7 protein-coding genes are annotated in these 6,265 nt (G+C 67.2%); 2 read left to right on the top strand and 5 right to left on the bottom strand.

Annotated features, from left to right (window positions below; all coding sequences use genetic code 11):
* Nucleotides 1–61: 61 nt before the first annotated feature.
* From ACTNAU_RS04320 to ACTNAU_RS04300, 5 genes are all read right to left on the bottom strand, one after another.
* Nucleotides 62–673: a hypothetical protein gene (locus ACTNAU_RS04320; protein ID WP_441097680.1), complete on the bottom strand. Its 612-nt coding sequence runs from the start codon at nucleotides 671–673 to the stop codon at nucleotides 62–64.
* Between the two features lies 1 nt (nucleotide 674).
* Nucleotides 675–1,322: a DUF4004 family protein gene (locus ACTNAU_RS04315; protein ID WP_441097681.1), complete on the bottom strand. Its 648-nt coding sequence runs from the start codon at nucleotides 1,320–1,322 to the stop codon at nucleotides 675–677.
* A 144-nt stretch (nucleotides 1,323–1,466) separates the two neighbouring features.
* A complete protein-coding gene (locus tag ACTNAU_RS04310; protein WP_441097679.1) occupies nucleotides 1,467–2,045 on the bottom strand; it encodes a hypothetical protein in 579 nt (192 codons plus the stop codon).
* Between the two features lie 64 nt (nucleotides 2,046–2,109).
* Nucleotides 2,110–2,538, bottom strand: coding sequence for an N-acetyltransferase family protein (locus tag ACTNAU_RS04305; protein WP_441097678.1), 429 nt, complete (start codon nucleotides 2,536–2,538; stop codon nucleotides 2,110–2,112).
* 61 nt (nucleotides 2,539–2,599) lie between these two features.
* Nucleotides 2,600–2,845 carry a hypothetical protein gene (locus ACTNAU_RS04300; RefSeq protein ID WP_441097677.1) on the bottom strand — a complete coding sequence of 82 codons (246 nt, stop codon included), beginning with the start codon at nucleotides 2,843–2,845 and terminating at the stop codon, nucleotides 2,600–2,602.
* A gap of 293 nt (nucleotides 2,846–3,138) precedes the next feature.
* On the opposite strand from ACTNAU_RS04300, the gene ACTNAU_RS04295 reads away from it, so the two are divergent.
* Together ACTNAU_RS04295 and ACTNAU_RS04290 are read left to right on the top strand one after the other, a co-directional pair.
* Entirely contained in the window at nucleotides 3,139–3,576 is a 438-nt protein-coding gene (locus ACTNAU_RS04295; protein WP_185915920.1) for a hypothetical protein, read from the top strand.
* Nucleotides 3,577–4,067: 491 nt separating this feature from the next.
* Complete coding sequence (locus ACTNAU_RS04290) at nucleotides 4,068–6,206, top strand: polyribonucleotide nucleotidyltransferase (RefSeq protein WP_441097676.1); 2,139 nt, start codon at nucleotides 4,068–4,070, stop codon at nucleotides 6,204–6,206.
* Nucleotides 6,207–6,265 lie beyond the last annotated feature (59 nt).

Genomic DNA, 6,265 nt, shown 5'->3' with positions numbered 1-6,265 from the left:
CCCCCCCCCCCCCCCCCCCCCCCCCCCCCCCCCCCCCCCCGCTCCTTTGACGTGTGCTTTTTTACAGGCCCTGCCGGACGCAGTCGCCGGTGACCCGGCCGATTTTGGCCGAGCGGTGGACCGAGAGGGTGCCGCTGCAGTCCACCTGTCCGATCTCGCAGCGGGGGCCGATGGTCACGTTCTGCCCGCTCACCGTGTCGGCTCGGACCCCCGAGAGGGAGACGGTGGTGGCCTCCACCATCCCCACGGTGGAGAGGGTGGGGAAGAGGAGAGCACCCAGCCCGCGGCTGTGGGAGATGATTTGGATCTGGTCGCCCACCACCTCCCGGGCGTTGATGGCGCCTTCGGCCTTGAGGAAGTCGGCGGAGATCTGCCCCCCCACCCGGATGTAGCCGGAACAGCGGACCTCCTGCGCCTCGAGGTTGCAGTCCTCGCCCAGGACCAGCCGCCCCGAGGCGGACAGGGACGCGGCGCTGATGTCGCCCCCGAAGTCGGCGGTGCCGCTGCAGGTGAGTTTGCCCACCTTCAGCTTGCCCTGGCAGGTGAACTTGCCCGAGACGGAGAGGGACTGGGCCGTCAGATCGCCGGTGCACTTGCCCATCCCCGAGACCTTGACGCTGCCGTACTCCCCCCCGGCAATGGTGCCCATCCCATCGATTCGCGTATCCTGCATCTCATTTCCTCCTGCTCTCATCTGTCGGGCCGCTCTCAAAGCGGGCGGTGTACTTCATCTTGATGCGGCCGGCCAGCTCGCTCATGGGGCGGCTGTCCAGCACCGAGACGGCCGGGCCGAAAAGGGGCGGCTGCTCCCCCCCGGTGACCGCCAGGGTCAGCTCCCCCCCGCAGCGAAAGAGGGTGCAGCCCCCCTCGGCGCAGCGCAGCGGCGGGGGGAGCGCCAGGGCCTGATAGACCAAGTCCTTGGCGCTTTCGGGCGGGAGGGAGAGGCGCTGTACCCCCTCCCACAGGGCGGCCAACAGCACCGCCTGGTCAAAGGAGAGGCCGGCGGGCGGGGCGGCGGCTTCGGCCGCAGCCAGCAGGTCGGGCCCGATCTCGCCCCACTCCCAGAGTTCCCGCGGGGCAAGGGGGACATCCACCGCCTCGGGGGAGAGGATCTTGGCCAGCTCTTCCAGGGAGTAGCGGTCTTTTGCCTCCAGAATGGCCTGCACCCGGGCGAGCATCTGCTCTTTGGGGAAAAAGGTCTCCTGCCCGGTGTAGGAGGACTGCTTGATAAACCACCCCTCCGGGATCAGCCGCTCCCGCTTCCAGCGGTAGAGCTGGCCGTAGGAGATGCCGGTCTCGGCCAACAGCTGTTTTTTGGAGATGAGTTCCAGGGAAATCGCCCCTTTCGTAACAATGTTCTGTCGATGGGCTTATCGTAACATAACATTGTTTTGTTGTCAACCAAAACTTTGGCGCAAAAAAGAGAGGGCCGCAGGGCCCCCTCTCAACGGGCGGGTAGAAGACCGCTATTCCCCTGCCGGGGGAAAGGCCACCTGCCGCCGGTAGACGGGGCCGGGGATGGTGGCGCGGTAGACGGCGTCCAGCAGGGCGGGGATCTCGCGGTCGGGGAAGTCCCGCGCCACCGGGAAGAAGAGGATGCGGTACTCCACCCCGAAAAGGCGGCAGCGGCAGCCGGTTTCCCGGGCCCCATTTTTCAGGTAAAAGCGGATGCGCCGGCGGCGGGTCTCCCGCTCCTGGGCGGTGGGGGCGGTGTCGGGGTCCTCCACCTCGATGAGCAGCCCCTGGCAGCCGTCTAGCTGGCCGGGCAGCTGCTGCCAAAAGGCGCTGCCCGCCCCCTGGCCCCTGCCCCCCTGGCAGACGGCGTAGTAGTCCAGCAGCCAGCAGGGGCCCTCGGGCACCCGGGTGAAAAAGGCGTAGGCGCGCAGTTCCTCCCCCGCAAAGCCGCCCAGGCAGAGGTAGCGCCCCCGCCGCAGCAGGGAGAGGATGGCCGCCAGAGGCTTGCGCTCGGCGGGGGGAAAGTCGCGGGCGAGGTGGCGGGCGTAGAGGGCGCGCACCTCTTTGGCGGTGAGGGGTCGGCAGTTCAAAGAAGATGCTCCTTTCTGAATGTGCCGCCGTCTCAAAGCGGCGGGGCAGGGGATGGGGGCGCCCCTATGCAAGGGGGCGGGTGTACTGGATCTCCTCCACCGGTTGGCCCCCGACCTCCCCTTCGAGGCGGGCGCCGGAGGGGGCAAAGCCCTGGCGGCGGTAAAAGGCCTGGGTCCGCAGGTTGCCCTTCAGCACCCACAGGTAGACAGAGGGGTAGCCCTGACCGGCCAGTTCGTCCAGCGCTGCACCCAGCAGCGGGGCACCCAGCCCCCGGCCCCAGTAGGCGGGTTTTAGGTAGAGGGAGATCACCTCCCCCCAGCCCGCCATCTCGGGGCTGCGGGCCGGGCAGCAGGAACAGGTGCCGGCGATGGCGTCCCCGTCCAGGAGAAGGAAGCTCGTTCGCTGGGGGGCGTCCAGCACCCCCAGCCAGTTGCGGGCGTCGAGACCGTCGAGATAGGCCTGGGGATGAGCCCCCGGTAGGCGGCCCGCCAACTGTCCACGTACACCTGGCCGATGGCGAGCCGGTCGTCGCCGTCTGTGGCGGGGCGGACGATCACCCCTCCGCCCCCCTTTCCGGGGGCGGGGTGGGTCCGGGCGGGTCCTTTTTCTTGATGGCGGTGCCGATGGCCAGCCCCAGGCAGAGGCCGACGGAGATGCCGATGGCCAGGTTGTGAAAGACGGCGCCAAAGGCCGTTCCCAGGCAGAGACCCAGGCCCAGCCCCAGGGACTGGTAGTTTTCTTCCCCCGGCTCGGGAGGAGGGGTGGGGTCGTCGCGCTTGGGCGCTTCGCCGGTGGACATAAAATCGCTTCCTTTCGCCGCTGTTTCTCCCAGTGTACTGTCTGTACAGGCCCGCTGTCAACGACTTTGCGGTTTGACAACAACTGGCATTGGGGGTAAACTGGCATCCAACCCACCAAAGGGCCCTGCCGCCCGCCGGGGCGAACGGGGGGGAACAGGGCCGCTCGGCAGAATGCCCCCGCCCGCCGCGGCCGGCATCCCTCCGCGCCGCGGGCCCGGCGGGAGAGAGGGCGTCCTGCCCAGGGGGGCGCCCAGGGCCCCCTCGGACCCCACCTTGAAAGGAGCGCGTTTTTATGTGTGAGGAGTGTTACAGCGAAGACAGCCGGGCCACCCCGCTGCGGGGGGCGCGGGCCTGCCTGGAAGGGCACACCCAGTACATCTGCGGCAGTTGCGGCCGCTGCATCTGCATCGAGAGGGAGGAGCGGCGCGGACTGCAGCGCTGGAACTTCCCTTTTCAGACCCTCGAGCAGGCCAAACTCTACCTGCGGGTCGCCGACCACACCTGCCAAAGGGCCTGCGGCATCTACCAGATCGAGGGGCCGGGCGGCCGGACCTTCTACAAGATTTTCCCCGGCCGGGAGGAACTGGCGGCCTTTCTGCGCAAAAACCCCGGCAAGCGCTGCCCCCAGGGCGCGCCCCTCTTTTCGGCTGGCCGGTACCGCGAATTCCCCGGCACCCAGGTGCGGCGGCTGCGCCCCCAGGAGGTGGAGGCGTACCTCGCCCAGCGGTGACGGGGGAAGCCGTCCTGCCGCCCCATCCCCCCTTCCATTTTGCCGCCGCCCCCTTTGCCAGAGCCACCTTTTTCTCTCGGCCGCAGCGTACCCGTCCCCTCGCACCGCCTTTCCCCCCTCCGCACCTCTGGAAGGCAGGGCCGCCCCCTCCCCGTCCGGTGGCGAAGGGGGCCGGCTCTGCCTTCCCTCCCCCCCAGTCGGCATTTGTCGAATTGCCTACAAAATGGCCACAGTTATGGGCATAGCCCACAAAACTGCGGCCATTCCTTTACAGTGAACTGGTATTTATACTATACTGATTCCATAGCCGAACGGCCGCCTCCCCTTTCTCTCCGTGGGGGAGGGGGGCGGGCCGCCCGGCCCCGGGGTGGGGGCGGACATCGGTTTTTGCAGACTATCGCGCCCCCTTTGCGCCTTCAAAAGGGGTGGGATACCCTGTAAAAGCGCGGTCCCGCCGGCCATCAATTTTGTGTGCGCAGGAGGAATGCGTGATGTTTGAGGAATTCAGAGTGTTTGAGACCCAGTTCGCGGGGAAGAAGCTGTCGGTGGAGACCGGGAAGATGTGCTGCCTGGCCAACGGCTCCTGCCTGGTGCGCTACGGCGAGACCACCGTGCTCTGCAACGCCACCATGTCCCAAAAACCCAGGGAGGGGATCGACTTCTTCCCCCTCTCGGTGGACTTTGAGGAAAAGCTCTACTCGGTGGGGCGGATCCCCGGCTCCTTTTTGAAGCGGGAGTCCCGCCCCTCCGAAAAGGCGGTGCTGGCCTGCCGGATGGTGGACCGCCCCATCCGCCCCCTCTTCCCCAAGGACATGCGCAACGACGTGGCGGTGGTGATGACGGTGATGTCGGTGGACCCCGCCTGCGCGCCCGAAATCGCCGGCCTCATCGGCACCTCCATCGCCCTGGCCATCTCCGACATCCCCTGGAAGGGGCCCATCGGCGGGGTGCAGGTGGGGCTTGTGGACGGCAAGGTGGTGCTCAACCCCAGCGAGGAGGAGGGCCACCGCTCCGACCTGCACCTGACCCTGGCCGGCTCCAAGGAAAAGATCGTCATGATCGAGTGCGCCGCCAACGAGGTGGACAACGACACCATGCTCGACTGCATCAAGGCCGGGCACGAGGAGATCCGCTCCATCATCGACTTCATCGAGAACATCCGCCTGGAGATCGGCAGGGAAAAGATCCCCTACACCTCGAAAGACGTGCCCTTTGAACTGCTGGACGCGGTGCGCGACTACGCCCTGGAGAAGATGCAGCACTGCATGGACACCGACGACAAGCGGGTGCGCGACGAGCGGCTGGCCCCCCTCTACGAGGAGGTGCACGACCACTTTGACGACCGCTGCCCCGACGACCCCGGCCTGATCGACGACTGCCTCTACAAGCTGCAAAAGCAGGTGGTCCGCCGCTGGCTGCTGGACGAGGGCAAGCGGGTCGACGGCCGCGGCATCGACGAGATCCGCCCCCTGGCGGCCGAGGTGGGGGTCCTCCCCCGGGTGCACGGCAGCGCCCTCTTCACCCGCGGGCAGACCCAGGTTTTGACGGTTGCCACCCTGGGCCCGGTCAGCGAGTCGCAGCGGCTCGACGGCATCGACCACGAGACCGGCAAGCGCTACATGCACCACTACAACTTCCCCTCCTACTCGGTGGGGGAGACCCGGCCCAGCCGCGGCCCCGGCCGCCGGGAGATCGGCCACGGCGCCCTGGCCGAAAAGGCCCTGGTGCCCGTCCTCCCCAGCGAGGAGGAGTTCCCCTACGCCATCCGCCTGGTGAGCGAGGTGCTCTCCTCCAACGGCTCCACCTCCCAGGGCTCCATCTGCGCCTCCACCCTGGCGCTGATGGACGCGGGCGTCCCCATCAAAGAGCCGGTGGCGGGCATCTCCTGCGGCCTGGTGACCGAGGGGGAGCGCTGGATGACCATGGTGGACATCCAGGGGGTCGAGGACTTCTTCGGCGACATGGACTTCAAAGTCGGCGGCACCAAAAACGGCATCACCGCCATCCAGGTGGACATCAAAAACGACGGCCTGACCTACGACATCATTGCCGAGGCCTTTGAAAAGACCTACAAGGCCCGGATGCACATCTTAAACGACATCATGCTCAAGGCCCTGCCCGCCCCCCGGCCCGAGGTGTCCCAGTACGCGCCCAAGATGCGGGGGATGCAGATCCACCCCGACAAGATCCGCGAGGTCATCGGCTCGGGCGGCAAGGTCATTCAAAAAATCTGCGCCGAGTGCGGCGTCAAGGTGGACGTGGAGGACGACGGCCGCGTCTTTGTCTCCGGCGTCGACCTGGCCGGGGTGGAGCGCGCCATCACCATCATCAAGACCATCGTGCAGGACCCCGAGGTGGGCGCCCTCTACAAGGGGGTCGTCACCCGGCTGATGAACTTCGGCGCCTTTGTGGAGATCGCCCCCGGCAAAGAGGGGCTGGTCCACATCTCCAAACTGGACAAAGAGCGGGTGGAGAAGGTGGAGGACGTGGTCAACGTGGGCGACGTGGTGGTGGTCAAGGTCACCGAAATCGACCGCCAGGGCCGCATCAACCTCTCCCGCAAGGACGCGCTGGAGGAGATGGAGCGGGCCAAAAAGAAGAGAGAAGAGCAGCAGGAGCAGGGGGAGTAAAGCCCCCCCTCTTCCCCGCCGCCAAAAAAGAGAGGGCCCACACAGCCGTGTGGGCCCTC

This window comes from Bittarella sp. HCP28S3_D9 (assembly GCF_052065655.1).
GTDB classification, from domain to species: domain Bacteria; phylum Bacillota; class Clostridia; order Oscillospirales; family Ruminococcaceae; genus Bittarella; species Bittarella massiliensis.
Note: the sequence above shows the minus strand (reverse complement) of the source record. Positions and strands in the feature narration are given on the sequence as shown.